Origin of the sequence: Cronobacter condimenti 1330 (assembly GCF_001277255.1) — a bacterium.
GTDB lineage: Bacteria > Pseudomonadota > Gammaproteobacteria > Enterobacterales > Enterobacteriaceae > Cronobacter > Cronobacter condimenti.
Map to the genome: position 1 here is coordinate 19,840 of NZ_CP012264.1, position 19,583 is coordinate 39,422.

At 58.8% G+C, this 19,583-nt stretch carries 22 protein-coding genes; 18 read left to right on the top strand and 4 right to left on the bottom strand.

Translation table 11 applies throughout. From position 1 onward, the window contains the following. The first annotated feature begins 109 nt into the window (after positions 1–109). Entirely contained in the window at positions 110–1,255 is a 1,146-nt protein-coding gene (locus AFK62_RS00100; RefSeq protein ID WP_050555045.1) for an alpha/beta hydrolase-fold protein, read from the top strand. A gap of 168 nt (positions 1,256–1,423) precedes the next feature. Here the strand turns inward: AFK62_RS00100 and yieH are convergent, their stop codons facing one another. Next, entirely contained in the window at positions 1,424–2,104 is a 681-nt protein-coding gene (yieH, locus tag AFK62_RS00105) for a 6-phosphogluconate phosphatase (RefSeq protein WP_007677803.1), read from the bottom strand. Positions 2,105–2,273: 169 nt separating this feature from the next. Between yieH and AFK62_RS00110 the strand changes: the two genes are divergently transcribed. After that, positions 2,274–3,611, top strand: a complete 1,338-nt coding sequence (locus AFK62_RS00110) for an NCS2 family permease (protein ID WP_007677804.1) — start codon at positions 2,274–2,276, stop codon at positions 3,609–3,611. Positions 3,612–3,646: 35 nt separating this feature from the next. Here the strand turns inward: AFK62_RS00110 and AFK62_RS00115 are convergent, their stop codons facing one another. The 3 genes from AFK62_RS00115 to AFK62_RS00125 all read right to left on the bottom strand — a co-directional run bounded on the left by AFK62_RS00115 (position 3,647) and on the right by AFK62_RS00125 (position 6,078). Next, positions 3,647–4,213 carry an NADPH-dependent FMN reductase gene (locus AFK62_RS00115; RefSeq protein ID WP_007677805.1) on the bottom strand — a complete coding sequence of 189 codons (567 nt, stop codon included), beginning with the start codon at positions 4,211–4,213 and terminating at the stop codon, positions 3,647–3,649. Between the two features lie 29 nt (positions 4,214–4,242). Then, positions 4,243–4,992: a 4'-phosphopantetheinyl transferase family protein gene (locus tag AFK62_RS00120; protein WP_007677806.1), complete on the bottom strand. Its 750-nt coding sequence runs from the start codon at positions 4,990–4,992 to the stop codon at positions 4,243–4,245. A gap of 225 nt (positions 4,993–5,217) precedes the next feature. Beyond that, the gene (locus tag AFK62_RS00125) at positions 5,218–6,078 is read right to left on the bottom strand and encodes a LysR family transcriptional regulator (protein WP_007677808.1); all 861 of its coding nucleotides are present in this window, start codon (positions 6,076–6,078) and stop codon (positions 5,218–5,220) included. A 242-nt stretch (positions 6,079–6,320) separates the two neighbouring features. Here AFK62_RS00125 and AFK62_RS00130 point away from each other — a divergent pair, with 242 nt between their 5' ends. The 16 genes from AFK62_RS00130 (at position 6,321) to AFK62_RS00205 (ending at position 19,560) form a co-directional block, all read left to right on the top strand. Beyond that, positions 6,321–7,067, top strand: a complete 747-nt coding sequence (locus AFK62_RS00130; RefSeq protein WP_007677810.1) for a 2OG-Fe dioxygenase family protein — start codon at positions 6,321–6,323, stop codon at positions 7,065–7,067. After that, the gene (locus AFK62_RS00135) at positions 7,051–7,533 is read left to right on the top strand and encodes a GNAT family N-acetyltransferase (RefSeq protein ID WP_007677811.1); all 483 of its coding nucleotides are present in this window, start codon (positions 7,051–7,053) and stop codon (positions 7,531–7,533) included. The genes AFK62_RS00130 and AFK62_RS00135 overlap by 17 nt, the downstream gene beginning before the upstream one ends. Then, the gene (locus tag AFK62_RS00140; RefSeq protein ID WP_007677813.1) at positions 7,515–8,237 is read left to right on the top strand and encodes an AzlC family ABC transporter permease; all 723 of its coding nucleotides are present in this window, start codon (positions 7,515–7,517) and stop codon (positions 8,235–8,237) included. The genes AFK62_RS00135 and AFK62_RS00140 overlap by 19 nt, the downstream gene beginning before the upstream one ends. Then, complete coding sequence (locus tag AFK62_RS00145; RefSeq protein ID WP_007677815.1) at positions 8,213–8,539, top strand: AzlD domain-containing protein; 327 nt, start codon at positions 8,213–8,215, stop codon at positions 8,537–8,539. Before AFK62_RS00140 ends, AFK62_RS00145 begins: the two co-directional genes overlap by 25 nt. A 93-nt stretch (positions 8,540–8,632) precedes the next feature. Beyond that, positions 8,633–10,069 carry a methionine--tRNA ligase gene (locus AFK62_RS00150; protein WP_007677817.1) on the top strand — a complete coding sequence of 479 codons (1,437 nt, stop codon included), beginning with the start codon at positions 8,633–8,635 and terminating at the stop codon, positions 10,067–10,069. Further along, complete coding sequence (locus AFK62_RS00155; RefSeq protein ID WP_007677819.1) at positions 10,066–10,530, top strand: hypothetical protein; 465 nt, start codon at positions 10,066–10,068, stop codon at positions 10,528–10,530. The genes AFK62_RS00150 and AFK62_RS00155 overlap by 4 nt, the downstream gene beginning before the upstream one ends. Then, entirely contained in the window at positions 10,521–10,991 is a 471-nt protein-coding gene (locus AFK62_RS00160; RefSeq protein WP_007677821.1) for a GNAT family N-acetyltransferase, read from the top strand. The genes AFK62_RS00155 and AFK62_RS00160 overlap by 10 nt, the downstream gene beginning before the upstream one ends. Then, on the top strand, positions 10,979–12,232 hold the full coding sequence (locus tag AFK62_RS00165; protein WP_007677824.1) for an alpha/beta hydrolase: 1,254 nt from the start codon (positions 10,979–10,981) through the stop codon (positions 12,230–12,232). The genes AFK62_RS00160 and AFK62_RS00165 overlap by 13 nt, the downstream gene beginning before the upstream one ends. Positions 12,233–12,236: 4 nt before the next feature. Next, entirely contained in the window at positions 12,237–13,874 is a 1,638-nt protein-coding gene (locus tag AFK62_RS00170) for an amino acid adenylation domain-containing protein (protein ID WP_007677827.1), read from the top strand. Beyond that, complete coding sequence (locus AFK62_RS00175; RefSeq protein WP_007677832.1) at positions 13,852–14,499, top strand: cupin domain-containing protein; 648 nt, start codon at positions 13,852–13,854, stop codon at positions 14,497–14,499. Before AFK62_RS00170 ends, AFK62_RS00175 begins: the two co-directional genes overlap by 23 nt. Next, complete coding sequence (locus tag AFK62_RS00180; RefSeq protein WP_032984724.1) at positions 14,499–15,548, top strand: NAD(P)/FAD-dependent oxidoreductase; 1,050 nt, start codon at positions 14,499–14,501, stop codon at positions 15,546–15,548. Before AFK62_RS00175 ends, AFK62_RS00180 begins: the two co-directional genes overlap by 1 nt. Next, positions 15,545–16,459: a type 1 periplasmic-binding domain-containing protein gene (locus tag AFK62_RS00185; protein WP_007677838.1), complete on the top strand. Its 915-nt coding sequence runs from the start codon at positions 15,545–15,547 to the stop codon at positions 16,457–16,459. Before AFK62_RS00180 ends, AFK62_RS00185 begins: the two co-directional genes overlap by 4 nt. Beyond that, complete coding sequence (locus tag AFK62_RS00190) at positions 16,456–17,331, top strand: alpha/beta hydrolase fold domain-containing protein (RefSeq protein ID WP_007677839.1); 876 nt, start codon at positions 16,456–16,458, stop codon at positions 17,329–17,331. Before AFK62_RS00185 ends, AFK62_RS00190 begins: the two co-directional genes overlap by 4 nt. 7 nt (positions 17,332–17,338) lie before the next feature. Beyond that, positions 17,339–17,737, top strand: coding sequence for a rhodanese-like domain-containing protein (locus tag AFK62_RS00195; protein ID WP_007677840.1), 399 nt, complete (start codon positions 17,339–17,341; stop codon positions 17,735–17,737). A gap of 92 nt (positions 17,738–17,829) precedes the next feature. Continuing rightward, a complete protein-coding gene (locus AFK62_RS00200; protein ID WP_053531652.1) occupies positions 17,830–18,207 on the top strand; it encodes a nuclear transport factor 2 family protein in 378 nt (125 codons plus the stop codon). Between the two features lie 12 nt (positions 18,208–18,219). Next, positions 18,220–19,560 (top strand): SidA/IucD/PvdA family monooxygenase, encoded by a 1,341-nt coding sequence (locus tag AFK62_RS00205; protein ID WP_007677845.1) that lies wholly within the window; start codon positions 18,220–18,222, stop codon positions 19,558–19,560. Positions 19,561–19,583 lie beyond the last annotated feature (23 nt).

The following is a 19,583-nucleotide window of genomic DNA, read 5'->3' on the forward strand; positions in this document are numbered from 1 at the left end:
GGGGCATGTGTCGCCCCTTTTACGGATTTTAATCAATACTATAACGCGTTACCGAGCTCGTTATAAAAAGGATGAATCCGTGAAATTACCTGCCCGTACCGCTCTCGCTATGGCCGCCCTGATAGGCTGCGCCAGTCTTCCCGCGTTCAGCGCACCGCTGCCCGCCACGCCGGACCAGTCCATTCCGGTCAGCCATTATCTTACTCAGGTAAATTCTGATAAATCGGTCACCTTTCGTCTTTTCGCACCCGATGCGAAACGCGTAGCGGTGGTGCTGGGCGCGACGGCGGACAGCCAGGTATCGCATGAGATGCGCAAAGAGGCGAATGGCGTCTGGAGCTGGAAAAGCGCGCCGCTGACTGCCGATCTCCATGAGTATTTTTTTGATGTCGACGGCTTTCGCTCTATTGATACCGGCAACCCGTACGTGAAGCCGCAGCGCCAGCCCAATACCTCGCTGATTCTGGTGCCGGGCAGCCTTATTGATGACCGGGCGGTGCCGCACGGCGAATTACGCACGCTCACATACCATTCCGGCGCGCTGAAATCGGAGCGGCGGGTGTATGTCTGGACGCCGCCGGGTTACAGCCACGACAGCGAGCCGCTGCCGGTGCTCTACTTCTATCACGGTTTTGGCGATACCGGGCTTTCCGCCGTCACCCAGGGTCGCATTCCGCAGATGATGGATAATCTGCTGGCGGAGGGCAAAATCAAGCCCATGCTGGTGGTTATCCCGGATACCGAAACGGATATTGCCAGCGCGGTGCCGGAAAACTTCCCACCCGCCGAGCGACGCAAAGACTTTTACCCGCTTAACGCCCGCGCGGCGGATAAAGAGCTGATGAATGACATCATTCCGCTGATCGGGCAGCGATTTAACGTGCGCCAGGATGCGCAGGGCCGCGCGCTGGCCGGGCTGTCGCAGGGCGGCTATCAGGCGCTGGTGTCCGGCATGACGCATCTGCAAAGCTTCGGCTGGCTCGCGTCGTTAAGCGGCGTCACCACCGCCACTGTGCCGAACGACGACGTCACGAAACAGCTTTCGCGCGCCGATGAGGTGAACAGTCAGTTGCGTAACTTTACGCTGGTGGTCGGCGATAAAGACAGCGTGACAGGCCGGGATATCGCGGGGTTGAAAACCGAGCTTGAGCGCGATGGCGTAAAATTCGATTACCACGTGTATCCGGGGCTTGGCCATGAGATGGCCGTATGGCGGCCGGCTTATGCCGAGTGGGTGCAGAAGATTTTTAACTAGTTCTGGCGTGTGGGCGATGGGTAAACACACCTTACATGTCACCGTTAACTGCATCTCCCTGGGCGGCCTGGCGTAGCGCCTTTTCGCCCTCTCCCTTTCAGGGAGGGGGCCGTCGGTATAAAACTTACCGCCTGAGGCGGGCAAACGAAGCGCCACCTGCCGTTCCACTCATGCTTTGGATGTGTCGCGTGTGATATCCCAACCGCGCGCCCGCCATAAAGCGGGCAGTTGCGCCAGTTCAGTAAATACGGTGACATTGGGGTGCTCGAGCGGCGGATTATGGGGGTCAGCACAGAAATAAAAGACCTGCATGCCAGCGGCAATGCCTGCCTTCGCGCCTGCGGCGGAATCATCAACCAGAATGCAGCGCTCAACGTTCACCTGCATGGCGTCGGCTGCGAAATGCATCAATGCCGGATCAGGCTTCCAGCGCTGGATATCGTAGCCGCTGTAAAGCTTATCGGTGAAATAACGCAACATCCCGGTTTTGCCAAGCGACTGCTGCATTTTGCTGACCGGTCCGTTAGAGACGATACACATCGGCACGGCCATCTGTTCAAGTAATGCGGCGGCTCCGGGAATCTCTTCAAGCTCCGCCTCGAAAAGCCGCGCCACTTCCGCGCGATATACCGGTTCGAGATCGGCTTTTTGCAGGTTCACGCCATACTCATCATTGATCGTATCAATGATCTCGTAGAGCTTCACGCCTTTGAAGCGCTTAAACACCTCTTCCAGTTCAAGGGTAATGCCCGCCCTGGCGAACATATGCACATACGCGCGGGAGCAGATAATTTCACTATCCACCAGCGTACCGTCGCAGTCGAAGAATACCGCTTCAATTCGGGACATGCCGTTTCCTGTTGTTGCAAGTTGAACGTTTACTCTAAGCGCTTTGCGTCACGCAATCGATGCCGTATAAGCAAATTCAATGAAAAAAAGTGTGTGACAACCATCAACGACCGGGCGTTTTGGTATAGGATAGCGACGAATTTTTCCCCTCCTTGTACGGAATTAGAGAATGAGCCAACAACCGACGTCCCAGGCCGAAGGGCAGGGATTGCTTGAGCGCGTGTTTAAATTACGCGCGCACGGCACCACGGCCCGCACCGAGGTCATTGCCGGGATCACCACTTTTTTGACGATGGTGTATATCGTTTTTGTTAACCCGCAGATCCTCGGCGCGGCTGGCATGGACACCAGCGCCGTATTTGTAACGACCTGCCTTATCGCTGCGTTCGGCAGCATTCTGATGGGCCTGCTCGCGAACCTGCCTGTGGCGCTGGCGCCTGCAATGGGCCTGAACGCTTTCTTTGCGTTTGTGGTTGTGGGCGCGATGGGGCTCTCCTGGCAGGTGGGCATGGGCGCGATTTTCTGGGGAGCGGTTGGCCTGTTGCTGCTGACTATTTTCCGCGTGCGTTACTGGATGATCGCCAATATTCCTGTAAGCCTGCGTATCGGCATCACCAGCGGTATCGGCCTGTTTATCGGCATGATGGGGCTTAAAAACGCGGGTGTTATCGTCGCGAACCCGGAAACGCTGGTCACTATCGGTAATCTCACCTCCCACACGACGCTCCTGGGCGTGCTGGGCTTCTTTATTATCGCCATTCTCGCCTCCCGTAACATTCACGCTGCGGTGCTGGTTTCTATCGTGGTCACGACGCTGCTGGGCCTGGCGTTCGGCGATGTGCAGTTCAAAGGCGTTGTCTCAGAGCCGCCAAGCGTAATGTCAGTGCTTGGTCATGTCGATCTCGCGGGCTCGCTGGATATCGGCCTTGCGGGCGTTATCTTCTCGTTTATGCTGGTGAACCTGTTCGACTCCTCCGGTACGCTCATCGGCGTGACCGATAAAGCCGGGCTCGCTGACGAAACCGGCAAATTCCCGCGTATGAAACAGGCGCTGTATGTGGATAGTATCTCGTCTGTAGCGGGTTCGTTCATTGGCACCTCATCCGTTACCGCGTATATCGAATCGTCGTCCGGCGTTTCAATTGGCGGACGTACAGGCCTGACCGCAGTTGTTGTCGGCCTGCTGTTCCTGGGCGTCATTTTCCTGTCGCCGCTTGCGGGCATGGTGCCGCCTTACGCAGCTGCTGGCGCGCTGATTTATGTCGGCGTGCTGATGACCTCCAGCCTGTCGCGCGTGAAATGGGACGATCTGACCGAAGCCGTGCCGGCGTTTATTACCGCCGTTATGATGCCGTTCAGTTTCTCAATCACCGAAGGTATTGCGCTGGGCTTTATCTCTTACTGCGTGATGAAGATTTTCACCGGTCGCTTGCGCGATCTGAATGCGTGCGTGATTGTCGTGGCGCTGCTGTTCCTGCTGAAAATCGTCTTTATCGACGCCCACTAAGCAAAAAGGCCAGCGATTCGCTGGCCTTTTTTCTGTTAGCGGCGCACCCGCTTGATGTAGTCTGCAAACGCGGTCAGCTGACCGGTCAGGTGATCCAGCGTGCTTTGGTCCACCACTTCGCCAGTCTGTGTATCCACCTTGTTCTGAATCGCCCCGCCCATAAACTCTGGCTTGTTCATCACCATCGCATCAAGAAACACCAGAATCTGGCGCAGATGATACTGGCAACGCGCGCCGCCAATGGCGCCCATAGAACTGGTCTGGATGAGTACCGGTTTGCCTGCGAGCGGTTGATCAGGCAGACGCGACAGCCAGTCGATAGCGTTCTTCAAACCGCCCGGCACGGAATAGTTATATTCCGGCGTGACGATCACCACACCATCCGCCTCGCGGATCTGCGCGGCTATCGCCTCTACCGTTTGAGGAAAGCCCTCTTCCTGCTGAATATCGGCATCGTATATCGGGATATCACGAATGGAAGGCAGCTCCGCGACCGACATACCGGCAGGTGCCAGTTTCGGCAGCGTGCGGGCCACCATCGCGTTGAAGGAGCCTTTACGCAGGCTGCCAATGAGCGTGACGACGTTTAGTGTTTCAGACATAGAAAACCTCCTGGGTGTGTCTACGCAGATTAGTTGATAATCATCGCTTTTTCAGAAGGCAGGCTGGTAAAGCGCATCAGACGTGTATCCGGGCTGGTGCTGCGCGTGCGCATATCCGGCAGGCTGTGCCAGCCCTGCACGCTGTCATATTCCCACAGGTAGAGTTTTTCAATAGCAGGCGATACCGCGACGGTCCAGATCAACACGTCTTCGGCGTCACACGCCGCTTCCACCAGTGGGAATTGCGCCACGCGTAGCTTGCCGGAGCCCGGCAGTAGCTGGAACTGGTTCCCGTCATCGTTTTGCAGACCCGTGAGTTTCAGCAAACTGCGACGCAGTGTCACCAGTTGGGTACGCGCCTCCATCGGGTCGTTCTGATTATCTATCCAGATCGTTTCATTTTTGCTGAGCGTATGGCCGGTTTGCGGCGCAAGCGGGTGCGTAAAGGTGCGCGTAGCGCGCTGCAACTCCATATCGAGCCCGCAACAGCCTTCTGTCGTAATCGCCACACCCAACATATTGCCGGCATAAGCGAGCGAGAAATCAGCAAGCCCGGCGTCGGCAAAGCGCGGACGGCCTTGCGCATTCACGACAATTTCGGGCAGTACCGGGATGCCATACAGCATAAACACCAGTTCGGCCAGCAGCGAGCGCGATGCCAGAAAGCGGCTGCGGCGGTGTTCCGGCAGATGATGCGCGGCTTTTAGCGCGTCGGCGGGTAGCCGGGGGGAGATACTAAATTCGGGGCTAAGCGTCCCTCTTGCAAAATGCGTTGCCATTTTTCGCTCCGTGATAATGGTCAGTAACGGGTAGTTATCAAAATTACAAATGCGTAATCTGCATCTAATCAGTCCGATAATGTTTAGGTTTTAATGCCTAATTGGGCCGGTGAAAAGAGCGCTACGCGGACTTTTACAAAACTGTCGCACGCCGGGGCAACGCACCGGCATAAAGGCACCGTCCTGGGCCTTCGCGAAGGCTGGCACAGGCCAGCCGGTGGCCGTTTACGCGGTCAGTGGGATCTCAGGCAGATGCACCACGTTGTTATAGAACGACTCCAGATCGTGCTCGGTCAGGATCGGTTCTTTCATTATCAGATTCACATCAAGAATGTCTTCAAAGCCTGGCAGAATGGTGAGGCCGTTCGCCTGCGCCAGGTCCTGAGAGATTATCCCGATGCTGCTGAAGCTTTTCATCAGCGAGACGGTAATCAGCTCGCTCCCGGAGAAAATCACGCTCGCCTCCTGAAGCAGCGGTTTATGCCGGGCGGTGAATTTATCGAAGCTCGCTGAATACGGGCACTCCGCCAGCGGCTGAACCAGCGTGGAGGCCGCCGCCGCGCTTTCTGCCGAGCAGGCGGCAATCACTTTAATATGCAGGCCGGTCAATTTAATGCTGTAAAAACCCGGCGGCACATTTGCGCCCAATACCACCGCGATATCCGTCTCGTCTTTGGCGATTTTCACCAGGTTTTCCGGCGACTCCGACGTACTGAAAATCACGCTGTAATCGCTCAGTTTGTCGATCATAAAGTTGATGATTTTCTTGTTGGTATCGACAGAAAAGGTGCTGTTTAAGGCGATGCGAATCGGCGTGGACGTACTCTTTTTCAGCTGCTCAGCTTTCAGGCGCAAATGTTCGGAGGTTTTGACGACATTCATAATATAGGGCAGCAGATGTTTCCCTTCCGGCGTCAATACGGCGCCTTTATTGGTGCGGTTGAATATTTTAAATCCGAAATATTCTTCCGCTTTGTTGAGCTGCGCCGCCAGCGCCTGAATGGTCAGGCTGGCCTCTTCTGCGGCGCAGGTTAACGATCCGAGCTGCGCGGTTTTTAGCAGATTTCTCAATACTTTAACATCCATGACCACCTCCTGACGTGCCGGTCTTTCCTTTATATCAACGGCTATAAGAATTATCAATTGATGGCCCGCCGTTACGCTGGTTGAAAACACCAGCTTATCCGCTTTTTTTGGTCGGATAGTCCTCAAACACCCCTGATTAAAATGGTTATTAAGGCGCCTGAAAAAGAATTGAATATAAATAACTTAATTAGCTGGTAGGTTAAATCGAAACCAACCTAACCCCTCGGATGAATATAGAATATATGTTACAGCTCAATAAAAACATCGGCGACGACCTGAGAAAAAATAAAGCGGTAAATGTTCTGGGTTCTGATTTTTCACTTTCCGGCGGATTTAGCGATTTCGTTAAATTCACCCAAAGCTGGGAAACTATGGGCGTGGATAAATTCTACGGGCAGGCCGATCGCGGTACACGTTATCGCCGCTACAGCGACTTTGACTATAACCCGGTCACCAAAACATTAACGCCGCTTGGCCATCGCGCCTATGAGCAGTCGGTCGAGCACAATAAATATGTCGGCGGTATTGAACGTCACTTTGATGATATTACCACTGAGGTATTACATTCTCCGGTATTACGTTCGCTGGTGGAGCTGGATTTCAACGTTTATAAAGAAGTGCTGCCGCCGGAACTGCATAATGAAATCTGGCAGTGCCAGATCCACCAAATCCGTATTGAAATTAAGCCGGGCTGTGAGCTTGAGATAACGCCAGAAGGCATCCACTGCGACGGTTATCCGTTCAGCGGCGTGCATTTCTGGGGCCGGTATAACGTCGAAGGCGCCATGAGCCAGGTCTTTAAGAAAGACGGCACGCTGGTGGATTCCGGGACGTACCGCAATATTCTGGATACCACGTTCTTCCTCGATCGCGAAATGCTGCATTACGTCACGACGGCGTTTAACCCAACCGAGAATGCAATGGGCTTTCGCCAGATTATCGCGGTGTCGTTTTCAAGACCGGGGACGGAATATGATATCATCAAATAATCTCCAGCTTATTTCCTCTGAGGCAGATAAAACCGCCGCGCCAGAAGGGCTGGTTATTTCCAAAGCCACATTAAATGATGCCTGCGATATCGTCAGCTTTTTAAAATTCTTTAAAGAAGTGGCGTTTTGCGAATGGCAGGATGAAGAGCATATTCGCAAAATCGTCGCGGCGGAAAACGCACGCTGTTATTTAGCCAAAGATGAAAGCGGCGCTCTGGTGGGCGCCATTATCGGCGGTATGCTCGGCACCCGCGCTACGTTAAATCACATCGCTATTTCGCCGATTTTCCGCAAAAACAAGATTGGCACCGTGCTGACGAAAACCATTCTGAATGATTTTTATCTTAGCGGTATTAAACGTGTCTTTCTGTTTATTGAAGATAAAAACCAGGTCGCGTTCAATTTCTGGCGCTCCCAGGGGTTTCAACCGACCACAGGAGAAACGACGTGCGAACTGGATCTTTAAAAAACCTGAATTACGCCGAGCGTAGCGATTTTAAAGAGAGCCTGATTAACGCCTCGCCCATTATGGCGGGGTATTTCGTCGTCGCGTTTGTTTTCGGCGTGATGTGCCTGAATGCCGGGCTGCCGGTCTGGTTCCCGGCGGCGATGTGCCTGTTTGTGTACGCGGGCACGGCGCAGTTCGCCGCGCTGGCGATGCTCACCGCGGGCGCCTCGCTGCTGCCCATCGTGCTCTCGACGGTGCTTATTAATTCCCGCCATATTTTAATGTCGATGTATATGTCGAAGAAACTCGGCCCGGTCGGCATGTCAGGCGTGAAAAAATCGCTCTACGCGTTCGGGCTGACGGATGAATCCTTCGCGATGCACAGCCAGCGCCTGGAAAGCCGCATCGCCACCACGGCGAGCTATCTGCTGAGCTTTAACGCCTTTTGCCATCTGTCGTGGATAGCGGGCGGATTCGCGGGTGCCGTGGCCTCGGAATATCTGGCGAAATTTATCAGCTTCAAGCTCGATTACGCGCTGACGGCCATGATGCTGTTTGTGCTGGTGGCGCTGTGCAACACCACCGGTAAGCGCATCGTTGCGCTGGTCTCCATCGCGACCACCATCGGCATGAATTTTATCCATATTTCACCGCTTAACGTCTTTGTGGCGACGGCGGTCGGCTGCGGAGTGGGCGTATGTCTCAAGAAATCTTCCTCCTGATTGTCATCTTCTCAATGATGGCGGTGACGTTCGCTATCCGGTTGATTCCGCTGCACCTGAGCCCGGAGCGCACGCCGCGCTTTATTAATGCGGTAATTGAGTACATTCCGGCGGCGGTTATTTCCAGCATTACGATCCCGGCGCTGTTCTTTCCACAAAGCGGCGGGTTCAGTCTGTATAACGCCAGCGTTCTGGCGGCGGTCCCGGTCGTATTAACCGCGTGGTTTACCAAAAACTTAATTGTCAGTGTGGTGGTGGGCGTTATCTGTCAGGTACTCGCCAGCCATTTTCTCTTTGGATAATTCAGCGTTTTTTTAGCAGTGATTACGTTGTCGCCAGGTATTAACGGGCGACGGGCTCAGGCTTGCTTTACCACGGATTCAGGATAATTCCCGATGGCGAAATACATTGTGACAATCACCCCGCCTACGCCGAATGGCGATCTGCATCTGGGGCATCTTTCCGGGCCGTTTCTGGCGGCGGATGTGATGCGCAGAACGCTGCGCGACCGCGGGCACGACGTCTTATTTGTCTGCTACAGCGATGATTATCAGAGTTATTTACCGCGCAAAACCAGCGTGCTAATGCGCCAGCCGTTTGATTATGGCCGCCTGATGCGCCGCGCCATGAGCCTTTCGCTCGAGCTTGCGGATATTCACCTCGATCACTTTATGCAGGCCGCCGACAGCAGCGCTTACCGGCTTTCCGGCGAGCACTACGCTGCCTGCGTGTCGCATCAGGTCTCGCTGCGCCCGGCGAAAACGTTTCACTGCGCAGCCTGCGATCGCTATGGCTATGAAGGCTTTGGCCGCACCCACTGCAACTGGTGCGGCACCTCGTCCGACACCAGCCAGTGCGAACATTGCGCCCGCGTGCCGGATGTCGAACAGATTGAGAGCATGACGTGTATGTCCTGCCAGGGGCCGATGACGCCCGTGCGCGTGAAACTGCACGTCTGGGATATCGGGCAGAACTATCCGGCGGTCGCCGCGGCGCTGCGCCCGCGTCCGCAGCGCGCCTGCCTGACCCAGTTCCTTGACGAGGTACTGGCCGACACCCGCGCGCAGTGGCATATCACGCGCCCCGGCGACGCGGGTCTGCCGGTCGCCGCGCTCGACTACTACCCGCTCCACACCTGGTTTTTAGGCATGGCGGGCTATCGCGCGAGCGTGATGTCTTATCTTGAAGAAAACCCCGCACGCGGCAGTTTTGCCGAGTGGTGGTCGCCGCAGACGGAGCTGGTGCACTTCCTGGGGTTCGACTGCTCATACAGCCATGCGGTCGCTTACAGCAGCCAGCTGCTGGCCGATGACACCGGGCCGCGTCCCGGCGCGTTTCTGACCAACCGCTTCCTGAAACTGGACGGTGAGGATTTTTCCACCAGCCGCGGGCATGCCATCTGGATAAAAGATCTGACGGGCCTCTATCCCGCCGATGCGATCCGCCTCTATTGCGCGCGCTACGCGCCGGAAACCGAAGTGAAAAACTTCAGCCGCGCTGATTTCCAGCACTGGTATCAGACGCAGTTTCTGCCGCTGGCGGCGCATATCGCCGATGCCGCGCCGTTCAGTGCGTCGCTGACGCCAGCGCAGGAGGCGCAGCTGCGTGACCATCCGGCACGCCTGAAGTGGCTTGAGGCATCGACGCTCAACGCGTTTTCCATTTCCGCGATGGCGGAAGCGCTGCTGGAACTGACGGCGTTTATCCAGACGACACCGGCGTTCGCCGCGTCCGCGCAGGCGTGGGAAATGCTGGCGGAGATGGCCTCGCCGCTCTGTCCGGGGCTTGCGCAAAACATGCAGCATTCGGTTAAGCGGAGTATCGCGGCATGAACCCGTTTCTCTATCAACCACGCAGCGCCGTGTTTCACGGCGTGCTGGAGTTCGACGACCGGCGGCTGAAAATCTACCGCATCGCGAGCCAGGAACAGGCAGGTGTGCCGCTGCCCGAACGCGATCGTCAGCGCGCGCTGTTACGCGAGGCGCTGCGCGAAGACTGCTGGCCGACCGATCATCAGATTGGCTTTGCGATTTTTCACTTCGCCAACGATGGCGCTTACCTGCTGGTCAGCAGCTGGTGCGACGCCAATATGCTGCGCCACCGCGTGTTTATGATCTCGCCTCAAGGCCGCCTTGAGCCGCTGGACGCCAGCCGCATCATCGCCTGCGTCTGGGAACTCGCGATTATCTGGCACGAGCGCAACCTCTGGATCCAGGAGGCGATGGCACAGACGGCGTACAGCGCGGCCGGCGTCCAGCGCTACCTCACGCAAGGATATGAAGGATGGGTCTGATGATTCGCCGGTTGCAGCCGGAAGATTTAACGCAGCTGGTGGCGCTGTGCGCCGACCATGCCGCCTACGAAAAGCTCGACTATGTGCCGGACAACCAGGCGGAGCGGCTGCAGCAGGCCGTGTTCGGCGAACCGGCGCGGCTGTATGTCTGGGTGGTGGCCGACGGGCAGCAATTGCGCGGTTATCTCTCCGCCACGCTCGATTACTCCACCTGGTCGGCAGCGCCGTTTGCCTATATGGATTGCCTCTATTTGCAGGAGCCGATGCGCGGCCAGGGGTGGGGCCGCAAGCTGTTAGCGACGCTTGCGGCATTCGCCGGTGAACACGGCTGCCGCCAGATCCAGTGGCAAACGCCGCCGGACAATCTGTCGGGCATCGGGTTTTATCAGGCTATCGGCGCGCAGTCGCTGCCGAAACGCCGGTTTCATCTTAATCAGGGCGTCGGATTATGGGAACGCTAAGCGCGTCGCTTATCGACAATCTGCTGGAAGAGCTGACCGCCCGTGACGAGCAGGCGTTAAGCCGCCTGCGTCTGTCGCTGTCGCCGGAGGATATCGATGCGGCGCTGCTGGCGCGCAGCCCGGTCATGCGCAAACTGCCTGCGCCGACGCGCAGGGAAAGTATTGAGCGCCTGCGTCTGTCGCTTCAGGGGCCGTACGGCGAGGAGATTGCCGATACGCCGCTGTTTACGCTGCTGCTGGACGGCCTTGCCGACGCGCTGCTAGCGCAAGCCGGGATCACGACGCTGAAACCCGCGCCGGACGTCGCCGGTATCTCCCTGCCGCATGTACTGGAAACCGCGTTCGAGCGCCATGAGACGCCTCGCGGCGCGATATATGTCAGCAAGCAGCAGGGAACGCCGCTGGTGGTGATTGGCGCGCTGGGTATTCCGCTACAGGCCTGGCAGCGGCTGGTCGCACAGCCGCAAAGCTGGCGGCTGATCCTGCCAGAGCTGCCGTGCGGCACGCTGCTGGAAGGCGGGATGCGCAGCGAGGCGGACGTGCATGAATATGCCGATATCCTCACGGAACAGCTCGCCGCTCTGACGCTTCCCGCGCGGCCCTGGCTGCTCGGCTGGTGCAACGGCGGGCGCATCGCGCTGGAGCTGGCGCGCCGCCTGCGCGAGCGCGTCGAAGGGCTGGTTCTGCTCTGCCCGACGCTTCGCGACGCCAGCGCGCCGGAAGAGGGCAGCGCGTATGAGAACAAACTTCAACAGCTGTTCAGCCTGGTACTCGGCAACCCGAAAATGGCGCCCTCGGTCGCGGTCATGGCCAGCAAATTACTGGCCGCCCCGGACACCTCGCGCCTGCACGGCGCGGATTATCTGGCGGCGCTGCGCGGTTTGCCGCGCCGGGCGATGGCAGGCGCGCTCAGCGTGCCGATGCAGGATGCCGGGGCGCTTCTTAATTACGCCAGGCGCACCGCCAAAGACGAAGCCTTCGCCAGCGGCCGTGATTATCACCATCTGCCGATGCCGGTTTACCTGATCCAGGGCGCGGATGATCCGGTGGTATCCAACGCGCAGGCGCGGCGCTGGCTGCGCGAACGGCTGACGACATTCGACACGTATCAGATAACCGGCGCCGGTCATGTTCCGCAGGATTTGCAGTTTCCCTGGCTGATGGCGCTACTGAACCACGCCCGGCAGGGCCAGCGCTCGCCGCTGCCGCGCCGCGTTATTCACTATCATGGAGAGCATTAAGACGATGCCAGTTTCCCCTTACTGGGCTCATCAGGCGGATGCCGCGCAGACGCGCGACTACGCGCCCGGCGAGCTGTTCGCTTACGGCGTTGCCCTGCACCCCGATAAGCTTGCGATTAACGACGGCAAACGCCACTACACCTTTGGCCAACTGGAGGCGATGGCGACGCGCCTCGCCCACTGGCTGGCGGCGCAGGGCGTCAGCGCTGGTGGGCGAGTGCCGGTGCTGTCGGAGAAACACGCGCTGATGCCGGTTATCGCCGCGGCCTGCTGGAAGCTCGGCGCGGTTTATGTGCCGCTCGACGGTCAGCTGCCGGAAAACCGCCTGCGCAAGCTGCTGGCGAGGCTTTCAGGGCGCGTCGTGCTTTCGCTGAGCCGCGCGCCGCTGGCCGACACCGGCACCTGGCTTAGCGGCGAGGCGCTGATGAACGTGTGCGAAACCGGGCCGGTGGCAGCGCTTGCCTGCGTTGTTCCGCAGGACGACGACACGGCCTATATCATTTTCACCTCCGGCTCGACCGGCGAACCGAAAGGCGTTGAAATCAGCGTCGGCAGCATGAAGAACTATTTCCGCGCGCATAACGAGGTACTGCGTTTTACGCCGGACTCGCGCGTCTTCAGCTTGTCGCCGTTTCATTTCGACGTCTCCATTGAAGATACGCTGCTGCCGCTCTCGCTTGGCGCGTATGTTTACCAGTTCGCCAGCCTGCACGCCGGATCGGTCATGCGCGCGGCGATCGCCCGCGAGCAGATAACCCATCTGATTGCCGTCTCGACGCTGCTGACGCTTATCACCGAAGGCGGAAAACAGATTTCATCCGCGCATTTCGCGTCGCTGCAAATGGTCATGACCGGCGCGGAAGTCTGCGATCCGAAAATCATTAATCTCTGGAAGCAAAATCTGCCGGGAATTCGCCTTATCAATGCTTACGGCCCGACGGAAACCACGATCGTCTGCCTCTGTTACACCATTGAGCAGGCGGATCCGCAGCGCCTCACCAGCTGGCCTATCGGTAAACCGCTGCGGGATGTCGACGGCCTGGTGCTGGGCGACGACGGCGAACCTGCGCCGCCGGAAACGCCTGGCGAACTGTGCATCGGCGGTCCGCTGGTGATGAAGGGCTATCTCGGGCAGCCGCAGGAAACCGATAAGGTGATTTTCGTGCGCGACGGCGTGCGCTACTACCGCACCGGCGACATCTGCCTGATGCAGACGGATGGCAACGTGCGCTATATCGGGCGGCGAGATGATGAGGTGAAAATCGCCGGGCGGCGCATCCACCTTGGCGAAATCCGCCAGAAATGCCTCTCAAGCGCTGGCGTCGAGCGCGCCGCCGTACGCGTGATGGAAGTGCGCGGCAAAGCGCATATCGCGGTGGTGCTGACCGGCAAAAACGTGGCGCGGCTACCGCATATTGAAGAGTACCTGCGAAGCGAGCTGCCGCCTTACATGCTGCCCGCTATCTGGGGCTGGGCGGATGACGTCAACCTCAGTTCAACGGGTAAAACCGATGAACGTACCCTGCTCGATCAGCTTTTCAACGCGGCGAACGCGACCCCGTGCCGCTATTTTCAGCGCCCGGAGGGCGACACTTTTATCCCGTTAAACGGAGTGGGCTATGAATCCGCAATCCCCCTTTGAACATGTCGAGCAGGCGATCCGCGCAAGCGTCGCCGCGCTGCCAGCCGTTCCGCTGCAGGCGCATACCGAGCTTTATACGCTGGGCGTCGACTCGCTCACTACCATCAACATTCTGCTGGCGCTCGCCGAAACGTACCAGGTGTCGCTGGAACAGTTTGTCGATGATATCGGCACGCTGGCGACGGTCGGCGATTTAACCGCGCTCGCCGGAAAGTTCGCGGCGGCGACGACGCCCGCGCCGCGCGCGCAGGCGAAGTTTTTTCACGAGCAAACGCTGCATTACGAATATGGCCTTGACGGCATACGCACGTTTCCGTGGGAGGGCGTCAACACGCCGATAGGCTCTGGGTACTGCATCGTGCGGCCAATGACCGAAACGCTGCGTCATGTGAATCAGCCCGCCGATGAAGATGAGCTGTTTATCGGCATCGAGGGGCGCGCCACGGTGATTATCGATGATCAGGAGTATCCGATGACCAAAGGCGATCAGATTTTCATCCCGCGCGGCAGCAGCCATTTTGTGCGTAACGATGGCGATGCGCCGTTCCATTTCTTCACCATCTGGTGGAACCAGGCAGGCGCGCGGGCTTACCTGGATCGCGAAACCGGCGCGGGGGCGCGTTGATGAGTCCGATGCGGGATCTCATCATCATCGGCGCGGGGCTTGCGGGCAGTGCGCTTGCGGCGAACGCCAGCCGTCTCGGCCTGCGCGTGCTGGTGCTTGATGCCACCACGCCGGGCGCAGGCGGGGCCACGGCGCATTCGCGGGGCATTGTGCGCGTCTACGATCAGCATCCGGTGCTGATGGAGATGAACCGTGACGGCGTGGCGGAGTGGGCGCGCACGGCGCAGCGCTGGCCTGGCGTCTTTACCCGCTGCGGCGTGCTCTATCTGCTGAAAGAGGAACACCGCGACAACGCCCGCAGCGCCATTGAGGATTTTTCCGGCGACGACTATCCGATGGCGCTTATCGAACCGGCGCGCGCGCGACACATGCTGCCTGCGCTGACGCCAGAGGCGGGCGACGTCATTTTATGGGAGCCGCTGGGCGGGTATGTGAATCCGCGCTTCGCCTGTCAGGCATTTATCGCCGAGGCGCGCCAGCAGGGCGCGCAGGTGCTGGAAGGCACCAGCGTCAGCGCGGTCAGCCAGACCCGGGACGGCGCGAGCGTAACGGCAGGGAGCCAGACCTTTAGCGCGCGCCTGGCCGTGGTGGCGGCAGGCGCCAGCAGCGTGACGCTCGCCGCCAACAGCGCGGTGTTCAGCCGCACCATTCCGCTCAGCAGTCTGTACAGCGCCACGGGCGACGCGCCCGGCGTCTGTCTGCTGGATGAGCGCAGCGGCGGGTATATTCGCCCGGATGGCCGCGACGTCGCGTTTGTCGGCGGCGCGCCGCAGCATGACGCCGCGAGGCCGGAGCAACTGCAATGGAGTAAAGCGAACCAGCGCTACCACCAGAAGCTGACGCAGCGTCTGCTGCCCGGCAGCGCGTTGAGCGTGGTCGACGGGCGTGACGGTTATGACGGCTATACCCAGGATCTGCTGCCGGAGATGCGCCTTGAAAAAGGCGAGGCCATTGCGCTGTTTTGCGGCTTTTCCGGGCGCGGCGCGAAATACATTCCCGCCGCCGCCCGCCGCTTTAGCGAACGGTTAAAGGAGCGACTCTATCCATGAAACGTATCGCCTGCGTGGCCTGTCTCGACCCGAAATTCTCCATCCATACGCACACGTTTTTACGCGCGGTGGTGCTGGCGCGTCACTGCCTGCTGGGGCCGCACGTACAGCTCCGGCTGTTTGACGACAGCGCCAGCCGGGAGGGCGCGTTACGCGCGGCGCGTGAGGTGCTGGCATGGGCGCCGGATGCGGTGGTCGGCCATTTCGCGTCTTCGGCGGCTGACGCTGCCGCGCCGCTATACGCTGCGCGCGGTGTGCCGCTGTTTTTACCGGCCGCGACCGCCAGTCATCTGACGCGTAACGCCACCACCTGGCGGTTATGCGACAACGACGCGGATTACGTGACCTGGCTTGGCGAGCTGATGACGCAGGCGCAGTGGGCGGTCGCGCCGCCGGAGCATGACGGTTCGCTGCACGGCATCAGCGTCGCAGAGCAGCTGGCGGACTGGCTTGATCTGACGCCTTACGGTGCGACCCGCATTTTTTCCGGGCGCTACGCGGCCTCGGTTCGCTACGCCATTCGCTGGGCGCACTCCGACCTGCCGGGCAGGCTTATCCTCACCGATGACGCGGGCTCGACGGCGCTGGTGCCGGATCTGCTGGCGCACGGCGTCGACCCCGACCGGCACGACATTCTGATTGCAGGCATTTGTCCACACCCGGCAGGCGAAACCGCGCGTCACGTTCGTCAGGCATGGCGGCGACGCTGGGGCGGCGAGCCGGGGACGTATCTGTGGGAAACGCTGGCGGCGCTGCAGACCGCGGCGCGCTACCCGGAACCGCCTGCCCGGACAGTGCTGGGGCCGCTGCGCTTCGACGAGCAGCGGGAAAGCCGTCCGTCCAGTTTCCGGCTCTGGCGCGTGACGCGCCACGGGCTTGTCGCCTGGCAGCCTGCCACGGAGGCGGTATGACGCAGACGCAACCGCTGGCGAAAGATTTCGCCAACCTGCTGGCCGTGCGCAACATGATGATGTCGGCCCGCGTGGCGAATGACGCCGATGATGACCGCGCGCGCGTGGCGCGCTGGATTTCGGGCCTGTCCGCGCCGCTTGCCTGCGACATGCGGGAAGAGGCGGGAGTACGGCGCTTTTATCCGGACGTGGTGCGCGATCCGCAGCCGATTTTCTATCTGCACGGCGGCGGACTGGTCTATTACTCAACGGCAGTTTTCGCGCCTTTTTTAAGCGCGCTGTGCCAGCAAACCGGGCGCGAGATTTATGCGTTCGATTACCCGAAAGCCCCGGAAACGCCGATGCAGGATTGCGTTGACGCGCTGGAAAGGCAACTGGCAGAGTGGATAACCCTTGCGCGCCCTCCAGCGCTGGTGGGTGACAGCGTCGGCGGCCTGCTGGCGCTCTGGTTCGCCAGCGGCCCGTTCGCCGGCGCATTTTCCAGCCTGCATTTGATTTATCCGGTGCTGGCCCGCCACCACGATTTCGCGTCGTTTGACGCGTTCGGCCAGGGCTATCTGCTGGACGCGCAGACGATGCGCGGATTCGCCCGCCACTGGCTGCCGTGGTGCGACGCGAAGCGGTTCGATCCGCTGGATACGGGCTTCGCCTGGCGCGCGCTGCCGCCCTGTACGGTGCATACCGCCGGATATGATGTTCTGAAGGATGAAGGCCTGGCGTTTGTCGCGAAGGCCCGCGAGCAGGGATGTTCGCTGACGCATTATCACCATCCCGCGATGCCGCATGATTTCTGTCTGTATGCGGGGAAACTACCAAGCGCACAGCGTGCTGTGGATGTTATCGCAGACGCGCTAACCAACCGAACGGAGTAAGAAAGCCATGTCAAACCTTGAACAGCTGGCGTATTACCAGAAAAAACTCTCCTTTGAAGCCGATTCATGGGATCTCTATCTCGCGCTCAACGCCGGGGAAAATATCGTGGTCGTGGATGGCCGTAGCGAAGAGGCGTACCAGCGCGAGCATATTCCGGGCGCGATTAACCTGCCGCATAAAGCGCTGTGCTTTAACAACACCACTGAGCTGGATAAATCCAAAGTCTACATCTGCTACTGCGACGGGATCGGCTGTAACGGCTCGACCAAGACCGCGATGAAGCTGCTGACGCTGGGTTTCCAGGTGAAAGAGCTTATCGGCGGGCTGGACTGGTGGAAACGCGACGGTTACGCCACTGAAGGTCATCAGGGCCGCGACGGCACACCGGTAAGCTGCGGCTGCTGATAATCTCTCAAGGCGGATAAGCCTCGCTTCTCCGCCTCATTAAAAAATAACGCTTTTCTCAGGAATTAATGACTAATTCTGACGGGGTTGCTATGTCCGCAAATAATGTTCAGCGGGTTGCTGCGGTATGTGAAAAATTCCGCACGCTGGATATGGAAATAATTATGTCGTGTTTTACGAAAGAGGTGACGGTGAATTATAACCAGCTGGATACGCTGCGCGGCAAAGCGGCGTTAAATGAATTCCTGACGCCGCGCTACCGGGTGCTTGGCGATTATCAGCTTGATAAAAAAATCGTTATGGAAGAGGGCGATCGCGTCTGCGTTGAAGTGCGCGCGAGCTATGTGAATAAAAATACGCAGGTCGCTTTTCAGAGTCGTATTTTTGAAATTCTGGTGTTTGAAGAAAATCTTATTTCCCACTGGGATTATATCGGCCACAGCGAAGAAGTTATTTCCTGGTCAATTTAATGGAGCGCGCAGATGACCACGCAAATGCATTGCGCCGGGGATATTCCTGGTAATGAAACGGAATACGATATTATCGGCATCGGTTTTGGCCCGGCGAATATAGCGCTGGCGATTGCCTTAGAAGAGTTTGGCTTTGAAGGAAAATGCCTGTTTCTGGAGCGTCGCGACGGCCCCTGCTGGCAGCCGCAAATGCTGCTGTCGGGCAGCGATATCCAGAACCATCCGGCGCGCGATCTGGTGACGCCGCGCAACCCGCGCAGCCGCTATACCTTTCTCAACTTTTTGTTTGAGAAGAACCGGCTGTTTGAGCATCTCAACCTCGGGCTGGAATTCCCGCTGCGCCGGGAGTTTGCGGAATATGTCACCTGGGTGGCGCAGGCGTTTTCACATCAGGTGAAATACGGGCAGAACGTCACCAGAATCAGCCTTGATAAAAGCGCGACGCCGCAGCGTTATCAGATTGAAACCGCCGATGGCGCCGTGTGGCGCGCCCGCGCGCTGGTGGTGGCGCCGGGGCGCACGCCGCTTATCCCGGAGGTATTTACCCGCGCCAGCCGCGAGCGGGTTTTCCATCTGACGTCCTATCTGGAAAGCCTGGAGAAACTCAATGCGTGTCGTCCGCTGCGCCGGATTGCGGTCGTCGGCGGCAGCCAGAGCGCGGTGGAAATTCTGCTGCATCTGCGCCAGAGCTGGCCGCAGGTGGAGGTTATCAATATTCAGCGCGGCTATGGGTTTCGCCTGAAGGACACCAGCCCGTTTAGCGAACATGTTTATTTCCCGGAGTTCGTGGATTACTACTTTTCCAGCTCTGCGGCGGCGAAGCAAAACATCAACCGCCATCTGCATTACACCAACTACTCCTCGGCGGATAAAGACGTCATTCACCAGCTTTATGTGGGCCTGTACGAAGACAAACTCGCCGGCCAGCAACGGGTGCAGATCCTCGCGAACCAGCAGATAACCGGCTATCGCGAAACGGCCTCGGGCTGCACGCTGCACCTGACCGACAGCCACACTCACCGCCAGCAAACCATAAGCGACCTGGACGGCGTCGTGCTGGCGACCGGTTTTCGCAATCTCGGCAACGGCGAGAGCGAAGAGCTGTGCCCGCCGCTGTTAAGCGAGCTTTACCCGATGATTGAAACCCAGGAGAGCGGCTTTTTGAAAATCAACCGCGACTACAGCCTGAGTTCCCGGCCCGGTTGCGCGCTGCCGCCGCTGTTCCTGAACGGCCTGTGTGAGTCCTCTCACGGTTATGGCGATGCGGGGTCTTTCAGCCTGTTGTCGCTGCGGGCGAAGGATATCTGGATGTCGCTCTCGCCGCTGCTGCAGGAGCAGGAAGTGCCGGTCTGACTCTCTCTTTTCTCTCTGGAAAC

Bases quoted from the DNA above. Each gene is read 5' to 3' on its own strand.
- AFK62_RS00175 (WP_007677832.1), top strand. From the start codon at position 13,852: ATGAATCCGCAATCCCCCTTTGAACATGTCGAGCAGGCGATCCGCGCA.
- AFK62_RS00115 (WP_007677805.1), bottom strand. From the start codon at position 4,213: ATGTCTGAAACACTAAACGTCGTCACGCTCATTGGCAGCCTGCGTAAA.
- AFK62_RS00145 (WP_007677815.1), top strand. From the start codon at position 8,213: ATGTCTCAAGAAATCTTCCTCCTGATTGTCATCTTCTCAATGATGGCG.
- AFK62_RS00155 (WP_007677819.1), top strand. From the start codon at position 10,066: ATGAACCCGTTTCTCTATCAACCACGCAGCGCCGTGTTTCACGGCGTG.
- yieH (WP_007677803.1), bottom strand. From the start codon at position 2,104: ATGTCCCGAATTGAAGCGGTATTCTTCGACTGCGACGGTACGCTGGTG.
- AFK62_RS00125 (WP_007677808.1), bottom strand. From the start codon at position 6,078: ATGGATGTTAAAGTATTGAGAAATCTGCTAAAAACCGCGCAGCTCGGA.
- AFK62_RS00200 (WP_053531652.1), top strand. From the start codon at position 17,830: ATGTCCGCAAATAATGTTCAGCGGGTTGCTGCGGTATGTGAAAAATTC.
- AFK62_RS00130 (WP_007677810.1), top strand. From the start codon at position 6,321: ATGTTACAGCTCAATAAAAACATCGGCGACGACCTGAGAAAAAATAAA.
- AFK62_RS00110 (WP_007677804.1), top strand. From the start codon at position 2,274: ATGAGCCAACAACCGACGTCCCAGGCCGAAGGGCAGGGATTGCTTGAG.
- AFK62_RS00180 (WP_032984724.1), top strand. From the start codon at position 14,499: ATGAGTCCGATGCGGGATCTCATCATCATCGGCGCGGGGCTTGCGGGC.
- AFK62_RS00190 (WP_007677839.1), top strand. From the start codon at position 16,456: ATGACGCAGACGCAACCGCTGGCGAAAGATTTCGCCAACCTGCTGGCC.
- AFK62_RS00150 (WP_007677817.1), top strand. From the start codon at position 8,633: ATGGCGAAATACATTGTGACAATCACCCCGCCTACGCCGAATGGCGAT.
- AFK62_RS00160 (WP_007677821.1), top strand. From the start codon at position 10,521: ATGGGTCTGATGATTCGCCGGTTGCAGCCGGAAGATTTAACGCAGCTG.
- AFK62_RS00185 (WP_007677838.1), top strand. From the start codon at position 15,545: ATGAAACGTATCGCCTGCGTGGCCTGTCTCGACCCGAAATTCTCCATC.
- AFK62_RS00100 (WP_050555045.1), top strand. From the start codon at position 110: ATGGCCGCCCTGATAGGCTGCGCCAGTCTTCCCGCGTTCAGCGCACCG.
- AFK62_RS00195 (WP_007677840.1), top strand. From the start codon at position 17,339: ATGTCAAACCTTGAACAGCTGGCGTATTACCAGAAAAAACTCTCCTTT.
- AFK62_RS00165 (WP_007677824.1), top strand. From the start codon at position 10,979: ATGGGAACGCTAAGCGCGTCGCTTATCGACAATCTGCTGGAAGAGCTG.
- AFK62_RS00205 (WP_007677845.1), top strand. From the start codon at position 18,220: ATGACCACGCAAATGCATTGCGCCGGGGATATTCCTGGTAATGAAACG.
- AFK62_RS00120 (WP_007677806.1), bottom strand. From the start codon at position 4,992: ATGGCAACGCATTTTGCAAGAGGGACGCTTAGCCCCGAATTTAGTATC.
- AFK62_RS00170 (WP_007677827.1), top strand. From the start codon at position 12,237: ATGCCAGTTTCCCCTTACTGGGCTCATCAGGCGGATGCCGCGCAGACG.
- AFK62_RS00135 (WP_007677811.1), top strand. From the start codon at position 7,051: ATGATATCATCAAATAATCTCCAGCTTATTTCCTCTGAGGCAGATAAA.